This window comes from Halalkalibacterium halodurans (assembly GCF_005671335.1).
GTDB lineage: Bacteria > Bacillota > Bacilli > Bacillales > Bacillaceae_D > Halalkalibacterium > Halalkalibacterium halodurans.
On sequence record NZ_CP040441.1, the window covers coordinates 3,656,766 to 3,678,998 of the forward strand.

The 22,233-nt window shown below is 44.4% G+C and carries 23 protein-coding genes and 1 pseudogene; all 24 read right to left on the bottom strand.

Annotated elements, in window-relative coordinates:
* Nucleotides 1–6 precede the first annotated feature (6 nt).
* Nucleotides 7–702: a distal tail protein Dit gene (locus tag FED51_RS17890; protein ID WP_138090821.1), complete on the bottom strand. Its 696-nt coding sequence runs from the start codon at nt 700–702 to the stop codon at nt 7–9.
* Nucleotides 699–4,853, bottom strand: a complete 4,155-nt coding sequence (locus tag FED51_RS17895) for a tape measure protein (RefSeq protein ID WP_138090824.1) — start codon at nt 4,851–4,853, stop codon at nt 699–701. Before FED51_RS17895 ends, FED51_RS17890 begins: the two co-directional genes overlap by 4 nt.
* Complete coding sequence (locus FED51_RS17900) at nt 4,854–5,417, bottom strand: Gp15 family bacteriophage protein (RefSeq protein ID WP_138090827.1); 564 nt, start codon at nt 5,415–5,417, stop codon at nt 4,854–4,856.
* Between the two features lie 9 nt (nt 5,418–5,426).
* Nucleotides 5,427–5,876: a hypothetical protein gene (locus FED51_RS17905; protein ID WP_138090830.1), complete on the bottom strand. Its 450-nt coding sequence runs from the start codon at nt 5,874–5,876 to the stop codon at nt 5,427–5,429.
* A gap of 111 nt (nt 5,877–5,987) precedes the next feature.
* Nucleotides 5,988–6,440 (bottom strand): phage tail tube protein, encoded by a 453-nt coding sequence (locus FED51_RS17910; protein ID WP_138090833.1) that lies wholly within the window; start codon nt 6,438–6,440, stop codon nt 5,988–5,990.
* Between the two features lie 2 nt (nt 6,441–6,442).
* A complete protein-coding gene (locus FED51_RS17915; RefSeq protein ID WP_138090837.1) occupies nt 6,443–6,841 on the bottom strand; it encodes a phage tail terminator protein in 399 nt (132 codons plus the stop codon).
* Entirely contained in the window at nt 6,841–7,167 is a 327-nt protein-coding gene (locus FED51_RS17920) for a minor capsid protein (protein ID WP_138090840.1), read from the bottom strand. Before FED51_RS17920 ends, FED51_RS17915 begins: the two co-directional genes overlap by 1 nt.
* Nucleotides 7,167–7,508, bottom strand: coding sequence for a putative minor capsid protein (locus FED51_RS17925; protein ID WP_138090843.1), 342 nt, complete (start codon nt 7,506–7,508; stop codon nt 7,167–7,169). The genes FED51_RS17920 and FED51_RS17925 overlap by 1 nt, the downstream gene beginning before the upstream one ends.
* On the bottom strand, nt 7,502–7,906 hold the full coding sequence (locus FED51_RS17930) for a head-tail connector protein (protein ID WP_138090846.1): 405 nt from the start codon (nt 7,904–7,906) through the stop codon (nt 7,502–7,504). Before FED51_RS17930 ends, FED51_RS17925 begins: the two co-directional genes overlap by 7 nt.
* A 5-nt stretch (nt 7,907–7,911) precedes the next feature.
* Nucleotides 7,912–8,379: a putative Ig domain-containing protein gene (locus FED51_RS17935; RefSeq protein WP_138090849.1), complete on the bottom strand. Its 468-nt coding sequence runs from the start codon at nt 8,377–8,379 to the stop codon at nt 7,912–7,914.
* A 79-nt stretch (nt 8,380–8,458) separates the two neighbouring features.
* Nucleotides 8,459–9,391: a phage capsid protein gene (locus FED51_RS17940; protein WP_138090852.1), complete on the bottom strand. Its 933-nt coding sequence runs from the start codon at nt 9,389–9,391 to the stop codon at nt 8,459–8,461.
* A gap of 18 nt (nt 9,392–9,409) precedes the next feature.
* On the bottom strand, nt 9,410–9,979 hold the full coding sequence (locus FED51_RS17945) for a phage scaffolding protein (RefSeq protein WP_138090854.1): 570 nt from the start codon (nt 9,977–9,979) through the stop codon (nt 9,410–9,412).
* A 114-nt stretch (nt 9,980–10,093) separates the two neighbouring features.
* Entirely contained in the window at nt 10,094–11,263 is a 1,170-nt protein-coding gene (locus FED51_RS17950) for a phage minor capsid protein (protein WP_138090857.1), read from the bottom strand.
* Nucleotides 11,264–11,267: 4 nt separating this feature from the next.
* Nucleotides 11,268–12,767: a phage portal protein gene (locus FED51_RS17955; protein WP_138090859.1), complete on the bottom strand. Its 1,500-nt coding sequence runs from the start codon at nt 12,765–12,767 to the stop codon at nt 11,268–11,270.
* Nucleotides 12,768–12,780: 13 nt separating this feature from the next.
* Nucleotides 12,781–14,079: a PBSX family phage terminase large subunit gene (locus FED51_RS17960; protein ID WP_138090862.1), complete on the bottom strand. Its 1,299-nt coding sequence runs from the start codon at nt 14,077–14,079 to the stop codon at nt 12,781–12,783.
* The gene (gene terS / locus FED51_RS17965; RefSeq protein ID WP_138090865.1) at nt 14,030–14,845 is read right to left on the bottom strand and encodes a phage terminase small subunit; all 816 of its coding nucleotides are present in this window, start codon (nt 14,843–14,845) and stop codon (nt 14,030–14,032) included. The genes FED51_RS17960 and terS overlap by 50 nt, the downstream gene beginning before the upstream one ends.
* Nucleotides 14,846–14,925: 80 nt before the next feature.
* Nucleotides 14,926–15,147 carry a hypothetical protein gene (locus FED51_RS17970; protein ID WP_138090867.1) on the bottom strand — a complete coding sequence of 74 codons (222 nt, stop codon included), beginning with the start codon at nt 15,145–15,147 and terminating at the stop codon, nt 14,926–14,928.
* Nucleotides 15,148–15,251: 104 nt separating this feature from the next.
* The gene (locus tag FED51_RS17975) at nt 15,252–16,157 is read right to left on the bottom strand and encodes a hypothetical protein (protein ID WP_138090870.1); all 906 of its coding nucleotides are present in this window, start codon (nt 16,155–16,157) and stop codon (nt 15,252–15,254) included.
* 182 nt (nt 16,158–16,339) lie between these two features.
* Nucleotides 16,340–16,777 (bottom strand): DUF722 domain-containing protein, encoded by a 438-nt coding sequence (locus FED51_RS17980; protein WP_138090873.1) that lies wholly within the window; start codon nt 16,775–16,777, stop codon nt 16,340–16,342.
* The gene (locus FED51_RS17985; protein ID WP_138090876.1) at nt 16,761–18,170 is read right to left on the bottom strand and encodes a DEAD/DEAH box helicase; all 1,410 of its coding nucleotides are present in this window, start codon (nt 18,168–18,170) and stop codon (nt 16,761–16,763) included. Before FED51_RS17985 ends, FED51_RS17980 begins: the two co-directional genes overlap by 17 nt.
* Nucleotides 18,167–18,502, bottom strand: a complete 336-nt coding sequence (locus FED51_RS17990) for a PDDEXK family nuclease (RefSeq protein WP_218973202.1) — start codon at nt 18,500–18,502, stop codon at nt 18,167–18,169. Before FED51_RS17990 ends, FED51_RS17985 begins: the two co-directional genes overlap by 4 nt.
* 281 nt (nt 18,503–18,783) lie before the next feature.
* Nucleotides 18,784–21,186, bottom strand: a complete 2,403-nt coding sequence (locus tag FED51_RS17995; RefSeq protein ID WP_175414338.1) for a virulence-associated E family protein — start codon at nt 21,184–21,186, stop codon at nt 18,784–18,786.
* A gap of 342 nt (nt 21,187–21,528) precedes the next feature.
* Entirely contained in the window at nt 21,529–22,023 is a 495-nt protein-coding gene (locus FED51_RS18000; protein ID WP_233443849.1) for a hypothetical protein, read from the bottom strand.
* Nucleotides 22,024–22,086: 63 nt separating this feature from the next.
* Nucleotides 22,087–22,221 (bottom strand): annotated as a pseudogene (locus FED51_RS21780) (zinc-finger domain-containing protein); the annotation flags it as partial.
* Nucleotides 22,222–22,233: the final 12 nt, after the last annotated feature.

A 22,233-nucleotide genomic window follows, 5' to 3' on the forward strand; every position in this document is an offset into this window, starting at 1 on the left:
TTTCTACTAATAGTATCTCTCCGTATAGGTGACTGTCGTTGGCTCACTTGCCCTAACCTGTACCGCACCTGGTTGCAACATTGTCCAATTAGTGTTCAAACTTACGGACACAGCCAAGTCCTTATTATTGAGCGTAACCTCTCGCTTACTGTAATCAATGCGTAAGATGTCACCCTCAATAAAGCTGTAATTAAGCAGCACATACAGGCCTTTGTTTGTCTCAAGCGTGTATTGTGAATGTGGCGCTGTAAACCGCGTGTAAGTCGTCCAAGGGGTTTGATCTTGGCCTTTTATGATGTGAGCTGTGTAAGACGCAGTGACATTGATTTCATTATCCGCTCCGAATCTATAGCCCTCAGGCAAATAAAAAGAGATAACCCCTTTTGCGTATTTATAATGTTCATTTAGTTCCATACCCTGATAGTAAGCTAGGTAATATCGATCGGGCATGTCTAAAAACTCAAGTTTTTTCGGTTCATCATGCACAAGCCATTCGGATAGTTCTTGTTTTAACTCCTCTATTCGTCTGTCACTTCGGATGGTGATGGGTACGTTTAGTTCCATCCCTCTATACCGCTTGCGGCGTACTCTGTCCCCGCCCTTTGGCTTTTCTGCTGTAATAAATTCAATCGGGGGAGTTGGCGGGCGATACAAATCCATGTTGACCCGCACATAGTCTTTTTTTATGCCGTTATAGATCATGTCACCCTCACCCCGTTTCTTCTTTTCCGATAGTTCTTTCGTTCCTGTAGTTCCGTAATATCGTCGACTAACTCACTTGCAAGCTTTTTATTGCCCACGTACACGTTGATGGTTGCCGGCTGCTTTTCGGATGGACCGCCTTTGCTACTATTGTCAGTAGGCCATTTAAAGTTTCTTAATGTGTTCAGCATCAGATCCCCTGGGCTTGTGTGTCCCATTCTAGATGCTCCCAAGGCAGCTTCAGGAGTTGATGCCAACACCATTTTTCCAGATAGATTATCCAGTTCTTTAAAGACCGATTTAGCATTTTCTCTAATCCCTAATGCAATCCCTTCTGGGATCCACTTTCCGACATCATCCCTCATTAGTCGTGAGGGTGAATGGATTTTTAATGCATTTTTCATTGTACTAGCAACTTGGTTTGCGATGCCTCTGGCTGTTGACATCACTCTACCCCTGCCAGCGTTTAATCCAGCATTTAACCCGGACATGGCGTTAAGCCCGATCTGTCTAAATTGTGATGGTGTTGAACTAAATGCACCAGTCAGGTTTCTTGCTAATCCACGCATTTGGTGTACTTGTCGGTTCGCGCCATTACCCAACTCAGTCAGCATAAATTGCATTGCCGTTTTAGCAATCTGCCTTAATTGTTGCGGGGTTTGTCTTAGAGCAGTTACTTTATCTCTTGCTAAATTACGCATCAATGTAACCTGTTGGCGACCACCGTTTTGCAGCTCCATCAGCATATATCGCATCGCCGATTGCGCAACTTGTCTAAGCTGTTGTGGGGTTTGTTTAAATGCTGCTACTTGATCCCGCGCTAAGCGTTGCAATGTTGTTACTTGTTGCTTAGCTCCAGCTAGTATAGCGTTAGTGCTCTGTGTCATCGCATTTTTCGTAATAGGCCCTAACTTACTTAACGCATTTTGGATAGACTGCACACCGGACTGATAGTTATTAGCAATCGAATTAAATCCTTGTTGGCTCCCTTGTATCACGCGATTAAACATTTGCTGTACAGCTTGTATAACCTTATTCGTGCCATTGTTAATGCCTAAGGCTAGACCTTCAGGAAGACCTTCTCCCATTCTTTTGAAGACTCTCGACGGACTATTAATTTCAAACGCCTGTTTCGCAGCATCTGTTGTATCATCAGCCATTTGTTTAGACGCTTGTTCTGCTTGAGGCGCACCAGTTTCAATCCCATCAGCCAGGCCATCCGGGATAGCATTTCCGATTGACTTGAAATCAGCAGATTCTATTTGTTGGGCTAGTGTTTGTTCCGTGTCAGTTACTAAGTGGCCAACAGCTTCCATTACACCTGATTCTTCGATGCCTAACGATTTACCCAAAACTTCCGTTGCTGTACTTCCAGCTCCAGCGAAGGCTTCGCTTAGAGCTGCTAGTTCTTCATCTGATGCTTCTACCATCGCTTTAACGTGTCCAGCTGACTCTGGACCAGCTCGACGCATCTCTTCCAGTAACCCCTCATCAATTCCACGTTCTGCTAGGATTGCGATATTATCAGCCCATTCGCTCATAACACGTTGATTCTCTAACAGATTTTCTTCCATTTCGGCTACAGTGACAGTTACTTCATCACTTAATGTGTCAAACATATCAGTGGCAGCGTCTTTATAGTCTTCCCATGCGGATTTCATAGATTCGACTGTTGCTTGCTGCGATTCTGATAAGTCCTCGAAAGCTATTATTTGATTATTAACCCCGTTTTCGGTAGCTTCCGTAATCGCATTGATAGAAGAAGTCAGTTGTTGTTCAGTTTGCGTATATTCGTCTCTTAATCTAATCTGAGTTTCTTCAAGTAACACGTTCTGTTCATCCAGTTCAGCGATAGCTTCTTTGTGATCACCAGCTTTTACAGACCCTTCTTCGAGCTTTTTGTTCCACTCTTCCCTCAACTGATTTGTTTCAGCGAGCTTTTCTTCAACTTCGGCCTGCTCTTTTAAAATTTCCGTAAGCCTAGATTGCGCTTCCTGGGCTACCTCTTGCTCTTTCATTAAATCGATGCGTGCCTGCAACTGTTCAGACGACATACTCAGTGCATCGGCCTCTTCGTTGTAAGCAAGGTTCAGCCCCTCTACAGACCCGTTCAACTCCTCAATATAGGAATTGAGTAGCGCTTTTTCCTGGGCTGATTTATTTTCCTTAGCAGCTAGTTCTTCAATTTTATTTGCAAGTTCTCCGTTTGCCTTTGCACTAGCGTTAATTTCGCTTTGATTTTTCTTATAGGCTTCAGATGAACTATTCAATGAATCATTTAATGCATTTGTTGATTTTCCTAGCTCTTCCGTTTCTGCGTTAAGCTTTTCGGCTTCAGGACTTGTTCTTTTGAACCACTTGACTAGTCCGACAACAGCACCCACTAAAGCACCAATGGCAAGCGTCACCCATCCGACAGGACCCAACAGCACTTTGATAGCGACATTTAACACATGGATAGCTCCGCTCAACCCAATCGTTGCAACGGATGCAAGCGTCATACCTGACGCGAGTGCAGCTTGGACAGCGGTCGCAATGGCGACAACCTTGTTATACGCCACAAGAGCAACTGTTGTGAGCTTAAGCTTAGCCCCATGCAAAGCTATCGCTAGTGCGACACGGTTGGTGGCTATTGCATAGGCGTTTTTAATCGCGGTCGCGGTGGCAATCACCGCGGTGTTGGTTTTAATGGCAGTAGTGGTCAGATTAATCACTTGATGCATAGCATAAGCTGTAGCCATGCCGATTAGCGCTGGGGTCAAAGCCTGCACAACTGGCATAACCGATTGTACCGCTGACGCAAATGCTTTTACATAAGGTGATGCCCCTTCGATTGCTGAACCTATCACTTTAAACGATGCATTGACAATGTTTTTTAAGCTATCAATGTTTTGTGCAATGTCTTTCCCAGTCACTTCTTTCGATAGCCTGTTAAAGGAGTCTATAATATTCGCTACTCCTCTAGCAGCAGCGTTTCTTAAGTTGCCGATCGACGTGGCAATTCCAAGGCTGTTTTCCTTTGCTAGTTGCGCCATGATGCCTGTTCCGGTACCCACTTCAATTAACTTGTCGTTAAACTCATCAAGTGTGATGGTCCCATCTTGTAAAGCTTTATATAAATCATCCTTAGCGCTTTTTCCTGCATAACCAAATGATTCGGCGATTTTTATCAACCCTACATCCATCGTCTCGCTTAAAGTGTTCCAGATGTCCATGTTCATCTGCCCTGTTTGGAGCGCTTTTATATACTGCTCTGTTCCACGCTTCGCTTGCTCAGCAGAGGATCCGCTACCTAATAAGGCATTATTCAAAGCTATCGCTGTATCAGCGGCCTTGTCCATGTCGTTAAATGACGTGTACATGCGCTGTGCGCTGGCAGCTATATCGTTAAGCGTCGTAGGTAAGCCGTCAATTCCCTCAGACAATTTGTCCATGGCTCTTTGAGAGTCTTCAGCTGACACGCCCAACGCCTGCAATACCTTGGGAAAGGCGTTAAGTGTATCGAAACGAGAGATTGCGGCATCCATAGATGACTTTAGTGTGTTAAATGCTGCAGATGCGATAGCAACAAGCCCCAGAGATACAGCTAGACTTTTAATACTAATTGACGCTTTGCCGGTTTCCTGCCCTACGCCTGCTGCCTCTTCCTTGGCCTTTCTAGCATTACTTGCCGCTTCATTCGCGCTGTCCGACATACCGCTCAGGCTATCAGAGACACCTTTAACGCTAGATGCCGCATCCGCGCTACTGTCCGACAAGCCGTCAATGGCACCATCTACACCCCTCAAATCCTTCGCTGTTTGGGACCCGCTACCGCCAAGGTTATCGATCGCGTCTTTTGCCCCTTTAACGCTAGACGCGGCGTCTGCACTACTATCTGCTACTCCATCTATAGCACCGTCTACACCTTTTAAGTCCTTGCTAGCTTTTGACCCACTATCACCGAGACTATCAACCGCATCCTTAGCGCCCTTGACACTTGATCCAGCTTTCGCGCTGCTGTCGCTAAGACTATCCATGCTGTTCTCTGCAGCTTTAATGCCTTTGCCGGATTTAAGAGCTGTATCTTCTAATCTGTCTAATTCTTTTGATGCTACTGTGACCTGTTTCCCGTCAACCTCAATCGATATTTTAATCGATCCATCTGACAATTAGTCCACCTCCTCCCTGTCAGCCTTAAGTGCGTAAATCTTTTGTAATTTACGCATGGATTCCTTATACTCCGCAGAATCTCCTTTGCTTGGTTTCCAACTCCTGATGTTGATGATACGCTTTAGTATCGTGTCGTCAGGCAAACCGTGCAAAAGTGCCTGAAATTCCTGCCAATGTAATCGCCCTTGCTCGTCAAACAGGTTGATGTCATATGCTTGTTTAAACGATGCGAAGATATACTTTGCATCCTGTTCCAAGTCAATTAGCTTCTCTTGGTCCTCCTCTACGGCTGGCATAGGGTTGCCCTTTCTGTCATATTCGATCGGTTGTTTGTTTTCGATATGGATAAAAGCTTCGTACACATACTGCCACAGCTCGTATACCTTCTCCTTCTCGTAATCGCACAACAAGAGGGCAAGAGCAGTGTCAGCTTTCTCATAATCTCTGAGGTTCGGGTCTTTGAGGACGTCAAACACGTCCAGTACGTTATCAAACGCTAGATCGATAGAGTATTCCTTACCTTCAAATTCAAAGCTAGTGACAAGAGGATCGTTCAGCCTCACAGCTGTCACCTACTTCTTTTTTGAGGCTTTTTTGTTTAAGTACTCATTTTTCTTGGATTCGGCTTTTTTCACACGTTCTTCTTCTAATTCCTCAATCCGTTTAGCAATTGCGGCACCAACGTCATCCAACGCCTGCTCTAGCGCCACGATGTCCGGGTACTTTTTATAGATCTCCTTGAACGCACCTTTCCCAAAGATAATGTCATATTGTGCTGCGATAAACTCTTTATTCACGTCAAATGCGGCGTCGATCGTTTTAACGTCGATGCTTTCAACGTCAATCTCTTCTGGAAAATGAATGTGTTTCGCTTTTTCCTGCGCTTCTTTTAGTTTTTGATTAGCAATTTCTTCCACGTTAAAAAAACGTCTAAGATTCTCAAGCGAGCTGTCGAACCACAGTTCAACGGTTCCGATCTTAACCGGAAACCCTGTCCGGTCTATGTTAATTTGTATTGACATTGTTTCCCCTCCTCTAAAAAGAGACACTCCACAAAGAGTGCCTCTGTTATTATACGAGCGTTACAGTCGCCCCATCTGTCGTAGGGTCAACATTTTCAACAGATGGGGGATCTACTCCCCCGACAGATCAGTCTCTTCCGGGATGGAGTCAAATCGAATGTTGCAGCTGAACGTTTCGTAGGCACTTGCGTCACCAGCTCCTGCGACAATTGACGATACTGTTGCCCGTCCTACCCATTCTTTCGTTCCGTCTGCCGAAACAACTTTGTGCCAGATTTTGCGACCTTCGCCCGTTTTGTACTTGAGGCTAGCAATCAATGCCTGTGCTGGATCTTCCGGATCGTAAAAGCCTTCAGGTGTGTAAGCACCAGCTACAGATACTACATCTGTCTCTGGCGTGCCATCCCCGTCATAAAACGCGGTATCTTCCGTTTCTTCTTGGGTATCGTCACCAATGGTAGAGATCCACTTCGCCAATTCCAACCACTCTTCTCCCGGTTCTGTTTGTCCTGGTTCGTAAGCTTGCACAAAATGTCCACGCAATGCGTTTTTATTTCTTGCCATTCCTATGCATCCTCCTTAAAAACTGTAATGTTCGCTTGTACATCTAGTAAAAAAACAAACCATCCTTGATCATCAATCTGATTAATAAATGGTTTGTTTGTTATGACCAGCTCGTCAAACTCAAAACTACCATCTTGGCTTTCCAACTCCTCCAATGCTTCCAGTTCGTTTTGTACTAGCCATAAAACACTACTAATCTTGCTTTGTAACTTTGACTTCATAGCAATCTCATAATTAAGCTGCTGATCGCTAGTGCCGTCCATATACTTAGCTGTTATCCTTGATCCGGGCAACGGGTACAGTACAAGAGACTCTTCTGTCCCTAGGTATCCAAGCTTGCAAGTGACAGGGAGCCCTGGGATTTCATTTATTCTGTCACAGAGCCTATCAACAAAATCCATTACCAATCAGCTCCCTTCAAAAACGCATTGATCCAATCACTCATAAACATGCCCTTTGCACGCATATCCCATCTTGGACCAGTACCTGGTGTCGTGTAGTTGTACATGTAGATATAAAACAAACGGGCAGCATACGGCGTATTCCAGATGAGCGCGTCGGCATTTGCAGTAGTATGCCCCGTACCTCTTAAGATTCCTTCTCGCATAGGGACAAACTGGTTCATATCTGCAAGCATTTGATTAGCAGCAGCATACCTTCCACGTCTTACGTTTTCATGGCTAAGTTTCTTTTTGGCACCAGTTAAGCTAACGCTAACCTGTACCATCAGACCACCTCTAATTCGTAAGAATATATGGTGGTACTGTATGCCTCATAAATGGGTATCACTTTAGTTACGACATGATCTTGTCCATCAAACACAAGGATAGACTGTGTTTTAAACTCTAGTAGCGGTGTTGTCATGCCCCCATAACAAAAAACAACCGCATTATATAGCAGTTGCTTACCGGATGAGTTTGAACTGTACTCTGCACCTCGATCTATACGGCAATGTTCAATTAACACAGGTTTAGCGTATTGAGGCTCAGACCACTTATTATCACCGATGTATTCATGGTACTCAAAGGAGTCAATCAGAAAATCAAGCGGGGGTTTTGGCATTACCATGACCTCACCCCGCTATAAAGTAAGCCCGTGCCCTCCAAGTAGATAAACACGTCCTCAGCGACTAGCGGCTTGCTTTCGTTTGCGCCAGACGGATTATACCTACTAGCATTTGATACACTCGTACGCCCTGCCTGGAAGGTCTGAGGCGCGTTGTTGATTTCCTCAAATGTTGTGGCTCCAAGCACATTGAAATACTCGATCTGGCTACACAGCCCGCGCTTAAACTGACGCACCCGCCACTCATTGTCCTTTTTAATGTCGTGTCGGTGGTAAAAATGACTAGTGATGTTATCAAGGGTGGCAGAAGCTTTCGGCAACAACTTTTTAAACTCCTCTTCTGTTACCTTAGTGCTACCTTCAGTCAAGTCCTCAAATTCTTCATATGTGAGATATGCCATTTTGTTTAATCCTCCGGATCAGGCTCTGGTGGCTCCGTCAATGTTAAAGTGTGCGTGTCCGTCTTTCCGCCATCATCCGTTGTCACAGTTGTTGTGTATTGGCCAGCAGGCACGTCTTCTGTCCACTCGATTAGCCCGCTATTGCTTACAGTAAGCCCTGTTGTTGGCGAGATGGAATAAGTCACGCCTTTATTCGTTGCGTTAGTAGGCTCAATAGTTGCTGTCAATTGACGGCTGCCTGCTGTCCCAGCTTCAGCTGTCGATGTTTTAGGCGACAACGTTACTCCTGTTACAGCAATCGGCAACATGGTAAATGCCGGAATATCCACTCTAACGGACTCCTTGCCATCTTCAACACGTACCGCCTGATACTCCCCTGCTGCCACTGTCGTATTTGGCGCGACGCCTCTAATTGTTAAAGGGCTTTCCCCCTCGGCTATCACAGTTTCACCTCGATAGATTTTAAAAGGCATTATACCCCTCCTCTATATCATGATAAATCAATAGTCGCCCCATCTGTCGTTGGCGTTACGCTGTCAACGACGGGGCCTGTTACTCCCCCGAATCGCCTGATACAACTTTAGCTACTGCTTTTTTATTGTCATCTAGGATAAACTCTCCTGCTTTACCGGCACCCTGCAACGCTACACCGTCAAAGTCCTCAGATTCGATAGTGCGGGCCGTGTTAATGCCTGTGAAGGCTTTACCGATGCCTGTGATGTAGGTATAGGCGACTTCGCCATCTTGCAGCATCGCATCTGGAATTTCTTCGATTGCAAAACCTTTAAAAGTTAAAATATTGTTTTGGTCAATATTTGCAGATGAGCTTTTAGCACTAGTAGTCAAAGGGTGATCCACAATAGCGTTATATAACTTTGCATTTACTTTGGCTACTTTTGTTCCAACAGCTTCGATGTTCACATAGTACTCAGATAGAGCGTTAAATAAGGCAAGCACGCTATCAGCGGTGTAATCTCCTAATGATTCTTCATGTTCAGCAACACTTGAAATAAATGCGCTGTGCTGAGCGTTAAACTTTTTGATTTTAGCTTGTGCCTGCAAATCCAACCGGTCGGCGACAGCAGCCTGAAAATCATTATTAACCGTGTGCCGGTCAATCCCCTCGTGATATACCCATTCCCAGCGGTACGGCACTGGTGTATCTTGATAAATGATTTCTGTACGTGGACCAAAGCGTGTGCTATTACCTGTACCTGTTCCAAAGGCAGTGTTAGCGTCCTTATTGTATTCAGTTCCTACAACCACCGGAATGTCGCTTGTTTTAACGTAAAAAGCTGTCTCGTTGTGCTGAACTCCGTCCAATGCTTCGATTTCCCCGCCGAAAAAGTCGCGGAAGTAAGCCTGCGTACGGAATACTGCTTGAAGCAGCTCTCTAAATTGTTTTTGATAACTGCGTGCTGCTAAGTTTTGATTTGCTGTACCCTCAGCAAAGAATTGCAAATTAATTGGTAAACGCTTGTTCATTTTCTCTACCTCTTTCTTTTAATTTTGATATTTAGCCAATTTCGCAACAAACGGATCATCCCCGCTACTATTGCTCCCTCCGTTGGGATTACCGGGAGTTACGATTTGCGGCGTTTGGCTATCTGTTTCGGATTCAAACAAATAATCATCAGACTCTTTCAGTTTGCTTAGCTGATCATCAAGACCTTTCAGCGTGTCTCCATCGAGCTTGATCATGTCCATGTCTAATAGTGCTTTAACAGCTTTAGTATTTTTAACTTTTGCACCAGCTAGAGCCGTTTCAAGCTTGTGATCAAACGCTTGTTGCTCCAACTTCTTTTCTAACTCACTCTTAGTTGTTGCGTTTTCTCCTTTCAAACGTTCAATCTCGGCAGTCAATTCCTCATTGTCTTTCACCTTTTCACCAAGATCAGCAAGCTGTGTATCACGGTCAGCGATTTGTTGCTTATAATCGTTAATCTGACTTTCAAGAGCATCCACCTTGTCAGCCTTCTCCTTGATCGAGTTGACTACTTTCCCATGACTAGCCATCACTTTATCAATTTGTTCATCTGTTAAACCTAAAGCTTTCAACTCTTCTCTATTCATACTTCATTCCTCCTACATTTGTTGACGCGGTATTGTCCGCGATGGATTAGCCATTTAACGCATAGCTGCGAGTATAAAAAATAAGCCTTTTAATGACTTGCTCAGGTCAATACGCTATGACACAAACGGAAAATCTTTAAGTAGAGCGTCTAACGGCGTGTACACTTTTTCACGCTTATAATTTCGGCTCAAGTACTCGCTATTCTCGTTGATCAGTTCCCTTATGGCAGCCTGTCTTCTTCTAACCATCTTTCGCCAATGGTCGGCTTTAGGGCTGCCTAATTCCTCGGCCACCATCAAGTTTTTCTTGTACTTCACGATTTCACGTTCAATCCGTCTTTGCGTGTCCTGGGCTTTAGCCACTTCAGCATTTAGTTCAGCGTCATATTTTGGCTGATTGTTTGTGTTAACGCCTGGAATAAAAGGTATATGAATATGCCTACAGTTAACGCCTCGATGGCCGCCAGGGGTACCATACTCAGCTTGCCAGTACGGATCATATATGGACTTGTACTCGCTATCCTCTGGTATCTCACTAGGCTGTCTCAAGTCTACGACATGCCCCTGAATTTTAGAGCACGCCTTCCTTGCCCCGACATGACTTGTCACAACCACCGTATGCACGCCATACTCAGCCATGCGTTCTTTTCTGAGTTGATCATAGGAGTTACCTAATGTTGACTTCAGGACCGTCCTGACATATCTCTCTAGGCTCCATGTATGGCCACCGCGGTCAACTAGGATCGTACGGATCCCTTTTTGCGCTAACTCGGTAATAGCCAGTTCAAGCGCATCCTCAAACGTATAGATACCTGTATTAAACATGGCTGTTGTCCGATTTAGCACATTTTGATAGGTCAACTGGGCAGTGCCTATACCGTAGTTTGTTGTGATCAGCGTCTGGTTGACGTAGTTATCGATATCGCTCCACACTTGGTTATGGTAAGCTCTCATCACGTTGTCGAGGTTGTTAGGTAGCGGCTTAGGGTCAAAAGGCAATTCCTTATCCACATCCTGGACAATTTGCCTCCCAGCTACCTCAAACATACGCTTGATTTCAGACTCAGCAACCGGAGTAACCTCGGATAGTAATTTAACAACTTCACGATTAAACACCCTTAGTTCAGCCATTTTTTGAGCTTCCCACGTAGGGATATCTCTTGAACCTTTACTAAGTCGCCTAATCATAATACGGATAATCTCGCCCTCAAGACTGTCGTACAGATCGCCCATGTTGGCAGACCATAAATCTAATTGATACGGTGTGATCTTTGGTTTAACCATTCAATCACTCCAAATCGCCAAAGAGCTTTTTCGATGCCAATTCATCTAACTTTGATGGATCCATCCCCAACTCATCGGCTCGAATGAGCTTTACCCACTTTTGTGCAGTTTCTTCACTTAATCCGAACATCCTTTGAATCGCTTCGACTTGGGGCATTAGTTTCAGGGTTACAGCTTTGCCGTAATAATTTAGTTTACTGTCTTGGCTTTCAAACACCCCGTCATCAAAATCAATAACGACCTTCAAATCTTGCGGCATTGGATGTAGCCCGTAAGCTGCGGCCAGCTCAAAGATCGTTATGACAAGTTCCTTTAAGGCCTCGCTAACAATAAGCACGTTGTCTGATCTGGTAGAAAACGTCTCAGAGTTTTCCGAAATGATCTCAGTAGCAGTTTTAACAGAATGGCCGTCAAAACTAAAAGTGCCGGCACTAAAACCGGTCTGCAATTCGATGGTCCTTAGAATAAAATTAATAGACTCAATAAATTCTTTTGCCCTCAAAGATGGGACGAACTCATCAATGAACGGCTCGTCCGTTTTAAGCTTTTGATACACAGATGTCTTTGAATCGAATCGTCGAACCGGTTTTCCCTTTTCGTCAAATCGGACTTTAAAGAAATGATCTGAGGCTAGAATTTTCCGTCTAGCTTCTTCAATTTCCCACATGAATTCATCGTATTTTTCGTTTATATCCTTAATCTGCCGCTTCGCGTTATCGATCACACCCAAGCTAAGCGGACTACTTAGATTGACATTGTTTTTGCCAGCAAGCTTAATGTATATAAACAGTGGCCTGCTAAAGTTTTTCATCTGTACCTCTGCTTCAAGGTCCTTATATTTATCCAAACTGTCTAGAGGAACTTGAACGCCTACTACTTCTTTTCGTTCGGATCTATAAAGCTCGTTTCTAATCCAATACTCACTATTTCTCCATTCATGAAACTCAAGAAGCGTGTAGTAGATCGTCTTTTTCCCTTCCGTCTCTCTGGTAACTGTAGCAATAGCCGCTTCGCTAACATCACTAGTGTTTGACTGCAATGGATAGAAGGCGTCTGCCAAACAATGTGAGATTTTAATTCGCTTAGACTCGGTGTCTACATAGGGCCTTAACACCAAACCGCCTATTGCGTAACCAGCTTCAAGCTGTTCGCCGAAATTTTTACGGAATTTATTATGGTTGAATACATCCTGTAAAAAATCATTTGACGTATCGTTTTCCATTTCAATGGCACAGCCTTCGTTAAACACCAGCTTCGCAAGCTTTTTCGAGACAACCTTGGGTACATTCAGCGAATGGAACGGCCGCTCTGCAAGCTCTCCCTCGCTATTAACATACTCAACATCATCAAACTGGCTGCGATAAAGTTGTATGTTCTCTTCAATCCGTTGGTACTCTTCTTGAGGGACTGCAATTTTAGGGTGATCCGTAATCTTCTGTAGACTTTGTACCATGCCGATTTTAGCGCCTCCTTTCCGAAAGAAATTTTTGATCCTTTCAAACATCACCTCACCCCTTTTACACTAGGTATGTTTTTGTAAAATAGTTCACCGCGTATCTAAGTTCGTCACATGCGTGGTTGTATTTATCCACCGGATAGCCCGCATCATTTCTGACATACATTCCGATCTCTTTAATCAGGTTATAGTGATCGTACTCACCCTCGATGTCCAATAAAAAAAGAACCCCTTTCGTTAAGGCGTTCTGTACTCTTTCAATCCCAACCTCGATTTTTAGCCCATTGCTAGTTACTCGATCTCTGCTGTTGTTATCCGCTTTATCCGTCATGACGCCCAACAGGTGGAGCTCCTCTCTTAAGCTCTTACACGCTGGATCCACGAAGAAATAGTTCCACCGTGGAAAATCCCATTTATTGTAGCACCACTCGATAAACAGCTTAATTTCTTTCGCATAAACAGACATAGCTTTGACTTGCCCTGTCTCTGATCCGCTGTGATAGTAGTTGGCAAGCCTAGTGAGATAGTACTTACCCTCATCAAATGATACGGCATAAAACCCGCATGACGTAGCGTCCCCCTGGCCGCCATCTGCAACAAAGAACGTTTCGAGTACTCTGCCTTTCATCGTCTTGGCCAAATGTTTATCCTGGTTAAACATTGCGTATATGACACCCTCCGGCATAACACGCTTCCCGTGCCAATCACGATCTAGCAAGTATTCACTGGATGATAGCTCGTCATATAATTCCTTTTTCCGCTCCTCTGTAAGCGCTGGATTGTCATGGGGTGTCCAGTGACGAAATAAGAATCTCCCCGATTTAATAAATCGATCCAGCTCTTCAAGGTTAGGATGGTTAGGAGCTGGTGGGTTTTGCTCGCCCAGGTGATACCGCCATTTTGCGGCAAAGGTACGCCTAAACGATTCCTGAATAAAATCTTTATGCAACAAATTAAATTCCAGAAACGTAACGGATCCTAAAGACATGCCTGTAATGGCCCCCACGCTATTTGCTTTCCCTCCGCCTTTGTAGTAAATCTTTTTATCGCCAGTGGGCGTATAAATCAGCAAGTGGTCACCGTGTTCGTCATGTCTGATATCTGAACACCCATCAAAGATATGCATTAGTCCTAGGCCGTCACCATCCATAAACATTCGGAAAGCTTGTTCCTGGTTGTATGCAGACACTAAATGGTTTTGATCCGGCGTACGCAAATAGAAATCAGCCATTTTGAATGCGTCAGAAGTGGTTTTACCTGATCGGGGCGTGCCCTCGTTCAGTTCAAAGGTTATACCTGTGATGTCTTGATTAATGTTCTCTATCTGTTTCGGACTGAACGCCAGTTGAGCCACTGCCATCACCACCAGACTTCACATCTAGAAGGGACTTCAATAAATCGTTCACTTGACCTTTAGCTGTCAGCTTATCTGCTTTATTTTTAGCGATTGCAGCTTCTGCTTCGACCTTGGCAATCTCGGCTTTCGTCTTATCGATGGATCCCTGCATCTTTTTAATCTCCAATAATCTATAATCGTTATAGTCAGCCATTTCAACGAATTGCTTAAGCATATTCCTTAGCTCAGACATGGCTCTGCTTTGAGAATTTAAAAAATTCGCCTGTTTATCCCAAGCGAATTGAAGTTCATATTCCTCTTCCCAACTACTTCCGGAATCAGAACTGCTGTGTTTTTCTTTTTTCAGTTCTTTTGTTAGATCGTCCTTGCCCGTAACGTGCATGATCTGCTGAGCTCGCATGATGGAGGCAAACTTCATCTGTATGCTCATCCAGAGTATATCAAGCGGATCCAGTGCATCCATGTCGTTCACGATTTCTAACGTTTCCGGCGGTAGGTATTTAGCAAACAACCCGTGCGTCTTGGCGTTCTGATTGCCTTTAGGTGCAGCCCCGCCCCGATTACCCTTTGCGTTCTTATTACCAGGCTGCCCACCTTTACTTTTTGTGCGCACACTTTTTTCAGAGGGTGCACCCTTATTTCTGGACCATCCATGACGTTGCTTCCAGGACTTCACCGTGTTAAGAGATACATCGTATTTCTCTGCAATCTCTTTGTATTTCATGCCCTTGACATAATCTTTTTCGGCTTGAATATGTTTATCAGCCACTACATCATCACCCACCCCCAGAGGTATTCGAGTTTATTTTGCAAATAAGAAAAAGCACCACAAGCGGTGCTTAAAAACTGTTAATCTATTCTTTCAACCCTAATTTTTCTATCGATATTTTCCAATTCAAGATAATATCTCATGCCATCTTTATATATTTTTACTTTTGGTCTGAATTTGTATCTATATTTATAATAATATTCTACTTGTTTCCACTTTTGACCATTAGTCAATTCAAAGATTGTCTCACCGTCAAAACCTTCAGACTCACCTTCTAGTCTACTTTCTTTATACAGCTCCATATCCACACCTCCCTTCATCTTACACAATTCGATAAAAAGAGATAATTTCCTCCAACTATTGACCTAAACTGAAAATCGCTCACGCCAGAGTGCCTTGAGTGTTATCAATGTGTAAAGCCGTACTCTTTCCAAAATGGATTAGAGGTTTCCTTATTCATGTCTCCAATCATTCGCTGAGTTTCGCCATCAAGGCTTTCCCATATCCCCATCCTTATGTGATAGGCATCTGCCATACTGTAAAACTTATAAGCGTCTAAGCTATCCAACTCTTTCCACTTATCAAAATCAATCTTATCAAGTGAGTCTCTTGTGAAGTAGGAAGAGACAGCGATCGTGTCTTGATTAGTAGTAGATATTACAATATTTTCATAATCATAGTCTTTCACTGTATTTAGAATTTCTATCGCTTTATCTGGATACCCTGTTTTACTCGCTACAAAGGAATCTGCACTCAATGCACTTTCGGTTCGAAAGGTGATAGATACAGATTTTTCGTCTACCGCTATTTCTATATCAGATAACGCTTTTATATCTGATAAACCTTCTTCTACTTTCTCAGCTTCCACTAAATACTTAGCACCAGACAAAACATCTTCGAAAGTGTCTTTATACTCGTCTGCTATATTAAGATCATAATTAGCATTTAAATCATATAACGTTTTAGCCCTTTTTTCCATGTGCTCGTGCCAGCTTTCTTGGAAGGTAGGGGAGTTAATACTTTCACCCATCATAAGAGTTTTAATAAAATCTAGACCCCTTCTATAATCATCATAAAGCACATACAAGCTAGTATCTTTAAAATCGTCAGCTTCATATTTTTCAAGTCCGTCTAATTCAATCTGAACAGCATTTTCAAGGTCTTCAATAGAAATCTCGTCAGACAGTTGTTCTGTGTACTCCCATCGTTTCTCTAGCCCTTCGCTGAGTTTATTCAAAGCTTCTTCATCTACTTTTGCGCCGCAACCGGCAAGAATAATCAAACTTAAAATCAAACATAATAGCTTTTTCATTCTAAATCACTCCCGTATAGTGCTAAGTAAATATTACCACTACAGGGCGTATTATTCCATACAAAACAAAGTATAAAAGGCACCAACCGCTAAAAGCGATCAGTGCAAAAAAAATAATGAGAATTTCACCACGTTATCATAATAGCACGGATTTAGACCTCAAAAGTGACATCATAGTGGCATCATCTCCACCCTAACAACTCGACAGTTGCTAAAACGATGTCATCTCTCCATCTCATTGCTTGTCTTTTGCTAACATTGCACTCTGCCGCTATCCCTTCCCACGTAAAGCTTCGTCCGCTCCAATACCTGACTCTTACCAGTTGTTTGTAGTTATCTGGCAACGAGTTATACACGTGTTCGATTGCCTCAGCGATCTCCGTGAGAAAGGACAATTGCTTGCTTGTCGTTAACCGTATCGCCATACGTTCTGTCGGCTTCCCTGATGGTTTTACGCTGTTAGCCCCCGCTACAACCGTCGGGTCATTGACCTCTTCGTTGAACGGGTTCATAATTTCCGCCCGAAGTTTAGCAATCTCTTTCAGCGTTTGGTGGTAGTTGTACCATTCAGCCTCTGTCTTTTTGAAAGTGATTTTGGTTGGTTTAATTACGCTTGTCATCGCTAGGTATCCCCTCCTGTGCCCTTTCAATTCTTGCTTTTAGGGCTTCTAGTAATTTATCCTGCGTAGCGGCTTTCCCTTCCAGCGCTGTCATCACTTCCTCATCTGCACCGCCTTGGACAACCAGATGGTGCAAAATGACTTTTTGCGTCTGTCCTTGTCTATGCAGACGTCCATTTGCCTGCTGGTACAGCTCTAGCGACCAATTGAGTCCGAACCACACAACGTGATTCCCTCCGTCCTGTAAGTTAAGCCCATACGCCGCACTGGCCGGGTGTGCAAGCAAAACATCAACCTCTCCCGCGTTCCAGTCTAGTTGATCTTGTGGTGTTTTCAGCTCGCGGATGCGAAGGTCTGATTTCTCAAGTGCTTTTTTAATACGGGTCAGATCATGCTGAAAGCTATAAAACACAAGTGCCGGTTTGCCATTTAGTTGTTCGATCAGTTCCAAAAAGGCATCGATCTTGTTGTTGTGGAGTTCGTGTACGTTTCTTTCTTCGTCATAGAGTGCGCCGTTGCATAGCTGAAGCAACTTCCCTGTCAATACCGCTGCACTTGTTGCCGTGATCTCGGTATCTTCAACCTCTAGCAAAAGTTCTTTTTCCATACGTTCATACTGTTTTTGTGCCTTTTCGTCCAGTTGTACCGGAATGACGTTAACCACCTCTCCTGGTAATTCAAGATAGTCTTCAGCTTTCATGCTAATGCAAATATCGGAAATTTTTTGCTGAATAGCGTCATCCGCGCCCGGCTTAGCTGTATATCCATGTCCGTTATAATTCTTTTCAAAATACCGGTTGCGATAATGTGTGATGTATTTCTCCAAGCGTTCACCGCCATCCAGCAAATACATTTGTGGCCACAAATCCAACAAGCCGTTTGGGGCCGGAGTTCCTGTCAAACCGACGATCCGTTTGATATGCGGCCGAACCCAGGTTAGGGCTTTAAAGCGTTTCGCCTGATGGTTCTTGAACGATGACAGTTCATCCAGCACCACCATGTCAAATGGCCAAGCATTGCGGTAGTAGTCTACAAGCCAAGCCACGTTATCTCTGTTGATTACGTATACGTCTCCTGGTGTATTTAGCGCCCGTATTCGCTGCCTTTGACTCCCTAGAACGGTTACAATTCGCATATGCTTCAAGTGCCCCCATTTTGCAGCCTCATTGGTCCAAGTAGCCTCTGCCACCTTTTTAGGGGCAACGACCAAGCACCGGCGAATCGCAAATCGGTTATACTTCAAATCATTCACGGCTGTTAGTGTGATTACGGTTTTTCCAAGTCCTAGATCCAGAAAAAGTCCAAGCGCTTCATCTACTAACAAACGATTAATGCAATATCGTTGATAGTCCCAAGGTTTGAAATGCTGCAATGCTGGTACTGCCGTACTCATGGCTGGGTCAACTCCTGTAGATAATACTCCATCAGTCCGTCTTCGTAATGGTCCAGTAATTCATTTACCAACTCTTTGCTGTCAATCACCGTTACGTGTCGGCCAAGAGCTCTAATTTTCCTGTGCTGATTCAGTTGTAACTTAGTCGGTTTTCCACCCGGCGCTTTTAACTCAATAAAGATATCCGGCGCACCTGGCAACATAACAATCCTGTCAGGCACGCCACTGTTCCCAGGCGACACCCATTTATACGCAATTCCGCCTGCTGCTTTCACTCGATCTCGAAGATAGCTTTCGATTTCTCGCTCTCTCATCTTGACAAACCTCCGCATAAAATGGTATACACGTGCGCGTCCGTGCGCGTAACTTTTTAAAAATTAGGCGTATAGAGGGGTTATATATCTCTCTATTTTCTCTATTCTCTCTATTTTTTACTTCTATATATTTTAAAGTTGACAAGGTTGACAATAATATCTAAACACATAGTATATAAGGGTTTTTTCGTCAACTTTACCTGTCAACTTTGGCATTTTTCAAAGTTGACAAGGTTGACATACCCAAAATTTAGAAGGTTGACAAAACGGCTCAAAGTTGACATTCAAAGTTGACAAAATCATTCACGAATATAGCCTCCTTTGATCTTCCCGTGTGGCCCAAATCGATACACATTGTTGTATTTTTTCCACCCGTCTAATTGATCTAGTATGCTGTTGATCCTTATAGCCTCCGGACGCCGCAACCCCCGAACGTCCCCGTTCAAGGCTTCTATCCATACTTCTTGGGCGCATATACGATCCCTTGGCACAAGCTCCCCTTCGTATTTCCCGAATTCTCCTGACCAATATAATTTTCGGTCTGAAAGACTTCTCTTGTTCCAATCTGGAGGTACCAAGCGTTCGGCAAATTCCGCCACTACTCCCTCCCATGGATCCACTTCTCGATGTAGCTCCTGCTGCCGTTTAGCTTCAGCTTCTAGCTCATCTGGTAAAATTAGCGGCTCTCCCATCTTCCAACGCATAACCCCTTCCGCCCATATCTGATCAATCTCATCGTCCAAATCACGAAACACAACCTTTGTAGGTGGCTGTTTGCCGCAATCAATCGGCCAAAATCTGCGGCCACCTGTTGGGTCTTTTAGATATTGATCATCATTTGACGTCCCAAAAAACACACATCGGCGTGGGTGTTTCTCAGACTTTCGGGCGTACGCAGCTCTGTAACTGTCTTCCGTCCGTGACAGGAAACTCTTGATCGTTCGAACATCGGACTTCGTATAGGCTCCCATTTCGCCCACTTCTACAATCCAGACGCCTTGTAAAAGCTCTGCAGCCTCTTTGCCTTCGAAGCTTTCTATCGAGTTGCTAAACCAATCCTTGCCTAGCTTTTGAATTAACGTCGTTTTCCCGATCCCCTGCGCCCCTGTCAGTACAGGCATCGTGTCGTATTTCAGTCCTGGTTGCATCGCTCGTGCTACAGCTGCCGTGAATGATTTTCGCGTTACAGCCCTCGTATACGGCGTGTCTGCTGCCCCCAAGTAATCAATAAACAACGTATCAAGGCGAGAGGTGCCGTCCCATTCAAGGCCATTAAGGTATGAAACCACAGGGTTGTATTGATTCTTACGGGCATAAAGCACAAGTCCATCCTGAATAATACCTTCTGTTCGAAACCCAAGAACACCGTGGATGTATTCCCGCAGTCCTGCGTCATCATCGTCTCGCCATTGAAAAATTCCATCTTCGTCGTTTCTAGGGGGCCACGGCAGTGGAGCTAGCCCCATGATCCTATTGGAAAATATGTCCATTCGTATCCGTTCTTTCAGGTTAGCGTCGTTTTCAAGCACGATTCGTACATTTTTACTCGACTTCAACGGCGTTCCGTTGCTGTTGATCTCCAATAGCTTGATCCAGCTTAGGTCATCTGGTTGTTCGATTTCTGGCGTGTTGTCAAAACTTTGTACAGCCTTCTCATATCGTTCCTGCATAAGGAGTTTTGAAACCGGCTCTTGTTCCATCGCAAAGGCACACATCGCCGAATAACTAGGTAGCCGATTGGTTGGAGTGCCTGGTTTGGCCTCGTCATCCTGATCACCAAACTTGTGCAGCCGTACCAGGTCAAACGCATTAACAAGTCGGCCACTACACGGGTCAGTAGCATGGTGGCTGTATAAAAACGCACCCTCGTCATAAACGATCGCACCACCAGATGTACTACCGCCGGTGTACGTATACCGACCGTCATCGCTTGGCTCATAGATACCCGGTAAAAAGGTGTCCATAGCAGCGATCACGTCATAAACACGGCAGAATGCCCCTACAACACCCGGCTTTGTAGTTGGATCTCCTTGCTTGGTGGCCATGCGAGTGTGCGATTGTTGAGCACCGGGCACCTGAGGCCATTCTTGCCAGTTGCGCCAATCGTTGTACATTGCCAATACTCCGTCCGCCGACAACAATGGTTTGTCCCCGAAATGGAAAACGTACTGACTGTCTGAACAGCAAGATGGCCAATACATCAATCTAGATGCTTGAAACGTGGTCGGATCGGCCAGTTCTATCCCAATGATCTCCGCCATTTTTCGAGCCAGAGGCTCATATTCGTCTGCGTTAACCATCCGATCTATCGGCAGGAGCGCGCGCAACCGCGGTCCTGCCTCCTCATGCTTGCGTGTGGAATAAACCACATAGGCACATCCCAGACCATCCAAGCGGCGTAGCACGCCTGTGGTACCTCCTGCCGGAATATTATCTAGGTCAAGCGTAATTAAGTCTCTACCAGTCACGCTGCTTGCCTTACGGCGCCCTCCAGATAAGGTACCTCCGACAAAACCGCCCACGTCTTTCAGGTCATCTTGTTGTCCTTTTGGCATTCGTAGATACTCCTGCAAGGTCTCCGTGCCACGTACCACAGTTCGCAGCCTATCAATTAACTCTGACCACCATATGGTCTGCGGCTGCCAGTTGATCGAGTGGCGGTTCCCGGCAGATGAAATGGTAAGTTGTCTATCATGTTGCATAATGACACCTACTCAACAGTGGATTTTCTTTCGTCTAATGCTTTGAATCTATTTTTCAGACTTACAAGGAACTCTCCGATACAACTCTGACAAAGGCAAGACGTGTGGGCGTGCCTGCCGCTTATCCTTATCCTGAACACATCTTGCTTAGATCCACATTTCTCACATGGTTTTTGTCGCTCCGCGCTAACTCCGATCATCTGCCCATCACCTTCCATCCTTTCTCCATTCGGCTTTTGATCTCGTACTTTCTCAAGGGCTCGTAGAGATAGACCCTCTCACAGCCTTCACGTCGGTAAAGCAAGTATCATCTTGACTTTCGTTTACGAGACATAGTGGCCATCACCGAGGTTCGTGAACTAAATGAGCAGTAAACGCGGCTGCAAGAGTTTTATAAAGTTCCTTATATTTTTGCAGTTCTCCCTCAACCTTAGCCATTTCTTCTTCGTACTCTTCAGCCAGCTGCTGTTTTACGTTTGCAACTTTTTGAGTGTTGGACTCCTTATCACTTCGAAGTGAACCAATTTGATCAAGGAGTTCTACTTCCTTCGATCTCAACGTTTCTACTTCTTGCTTTAGGCTCTCGTTTTCATCCATGATCTGTGATAGTTTGCTTTTTAATTCCTGAAAGGAAGAGTTAGGTTCTTGACTCAGTGCCTCTTGCTTCTTGCCTTTCTTGAGAGAGAACCCCTCTAACCCCCAACCCTTTTTATATGAACTGAGCTTTGCAGGGGTAATCCCAAACTTTGAAGCAATCTTATAATCTGAAAGCTCCAACTCTTTTAAACTCAGATACTTCTCCTTTGACACCTCAACATTCACAGCTGCTTGACTCACTTTTTTCACCCTTTCTGCTTTCTTTTTACGTTCGGAATTTGTTTTTTCAAGAAGGTGATCTCCTAAAACTTTTATCTTCTTCCCTACTTCACATTGAGTAGCACAGTAATTGCTAAGTTTTCGCTTTGGCCGATCACACGTCTCACAGTGCTGATCCTCTAAATCATTAATCCTTTTAACAATTTCTACGCGAGCCATTCCTTTCAACCG